Source organism: Kitasatospora sp. NPDC059571, assembly GCF_042735675.1.
Lineage (GTDB): Bacteria > Actinomycetota > Actinomycetes > Streptomycetales > Streptomycetaceae > Kitasatospora.
Genome location: NZ_JBHWBW010000761.1, coordinates 1 through 2,028, shown reverse-complemented (window position 1 = coordinate 2,028; position 2,028 = coordinate 1). Strand labels below are relative to the sequence as shown.

Genomic DNA, 2,028 nt, shown 5'->3' with positions numbered 1-2,028 from the left:
CAGGGCGGAGGCCGTGTGCCTCCGCCCCTCCGGCGTGTGTGCGGCCCGTCGCCGGCCCGGTCAGTACTCCTGGCCGGCCTGCTCGGCGAGGATCGCCCGCAGCCGGGTGGTGCGCTCCGCGGCGGGGCGCTCGGCCACCGCCTGGGCGAGCAGCGGGCCGGCCGGGTGCAGGACGGACAGGTGCTGCTCGGCGCGCCCGAACGCGGTGCAGACCCACTGCCGGGTCAGGCCGCCCGCGTCACCGGGGACGACGGCCACCACGCCGGGCCAGCGGCGGCCGACCGCCTGGTGGGCGGTGAGGGCCCAGCCGTGCCGCAGCCGGGCGACCCGGTCCGGCGCGAGGGTGAGGCTGCTGCCGTCCGACAGCTCCAGGTGCAGGCCGGCGGCGTCGCCGTCGACCACCCGCCCCGGCAGGGTCACCCCGGCCGCGGGCGACCAGGCGACCCGGTCGCCCGGGTCGAAGCCGCCGAAGGCACCCGGGCCCGGGTTCAGCCGGGCCTTGGCCGCGGCGTTGAGCGCCCGGGTGCCGGCGCTGCCGCCGTGCCCCGGGGTCAGCAGCACCACCTGCTCGGCGGGGATGCCCAGGGCGCGCGGAATGGAGTCGGCGAGCAGCTGGACCGCCCGGTGGACGGCCTCCTCCGCGCTCTGCACGGCGAGCACCACCACCTCCTTGCCGGGGGCGTCGACGGGCAGCAGCTCGCCGACCGAGATCCCGGAGACCAGCTCGCCGATCGGCCCGGGGTCAGGGGTGCGGGAGGCGACCACCGGACAGAGCTTCGAGCCGGCCAGATCGGCCAGGAAGCGGCCGGGGCCCGCGGACCAGAGCTGCGCCGGGTCGGCGCCGAGCACCAGCCGGGTGCCGTCGCCGACCGCCTCCAGCAGGGTGGCGGCGAGCTCGACGTCGAGCAGCTGGGCGTCGGGGACGACCAGCACGTCCAGGGCGAGGGTGCCGTCGTCGCCCCGGCCGGGGCCGGCCGCGCCGCCGAGCAGGTCGCCCAGCGTGGTGAGCCGCTCTGCGGCGGGCGAGCCGGCCAGCAGCCCGGCCAGCACGGTGCGCCCGTGGTCCGTCCACGGCGCGGCCCAGGCCCGCAGGCCGAGGCCGTGGGCGGCCGCCAGCAGGGCGGCGAGCTCGGCGCGGGAGGCCTCGCCGCCAGTGTGCACGACCAGGGCGCTGTCGGCGACCGCGCGGATCAGGGCGGCGGCCGACGGGGAGGGCGCGGCCTCGGCCGCGGCGGCCCAGGCGGCCGGGCCGGGCCGGGCCGGGGCGTGGTCGCCGGCCTCGTCCGCCCCGGGTACGTCCTCGTCCGCCGCCTCCCCGGCGTCCTCCGCGCCGTCGGCGGGCTGCTCGGCGTCCTCCTCCGGGCCCTCCTCGTCACTGCCGGGGACGAGGGTGGAGAGCACCCGGACGAGGCCCTCGCCGAGGCTCTCCTCGGCGAGCGCGAGGCGCTCCAGCGCGAGCAGGGTGCGGGTCGGCGGCTCCTCCTCGTCGTTGCCGCGGTGGCCCGGGAGCTCCTCCTGGAAGGCCATCACCAGGCCGTCCACCACGACCTCCTGGAGGGCGGCGGCGGGCTCGGGCAGGCCGAGCCGCTGGAGGCCGGCGGACACCTCGGCGATCTCCTGCGCGGAGTGGCCGCGCAGGGCGGCCTGCTCCAGCAGCCACGGCACCAGGGCCCGGGCGCGGCGCGCGTCGCCGGGGCCGGCGGCCGGGCCGAGCAGGCCCCGCGCGAAGCCGTCCGCCTGCTCGGGGCGGATCCCGGGCAGGGTGAGGACGGCCCACGGGTCCTCGCGCAGCTGCTCGGCGGCGCGCTCGCCGAGCGCGGCGACGGCGGGCGCGGCCAGGTCGGCCGGGGCGCCGCCGGCGGTGAGCACCTCGGCGGCCGCGGGCGGGGCGCGGGGGCGCGGCGGGGGGGGGCGCCGGCGCGCCCCTGGTCCCACGACCGGGTGGTGCTGAACGGGATCGTGTGGAAGCTGCGGACCGGCTCGGCCTGGCGTGACGTGCCTGATCGCTACGGCTCGTGGCAGACCCTG

Annotated in this window: 1 protein-coding gene and 1 pseudogene; one reads left to right on the top strand and one right to left on the bottom strand. The window is 80.3% G+C overall.

Annotation, left to right across the window (positions count from 1 at the left end):
- Nucleotides 1-60: 60 nt before the first annotated feature.
- Nucleotides 61-1,935 carry a helix-hairpin-helix domain-containing protein gene (locus tag ACFV0G_RS38750; RefSeq protein WP_380558414.1) on the bottom strand — a complete coding sequence of 625 codons (1,875 nt, stop codon included), beginning with the start codon at nucleotides 1,933-1,935 and terminating at the stop codon, nucleotides 61-63.
- Between ACFV0G_RS38750 and ACFV0G_RS38745 the strand changes: the two are divergent.
- A pseudogene (locus tag ACFV0G_RS38745) lies at nucleotides 1,915-2,028 on the top strand (transposase); the annotation flags it as partial. The gene ACFV0G_RS38750 and the pseudogene ACFV0G_RS38745 sit on opposite strands and share 21 nt — an antisense overlap.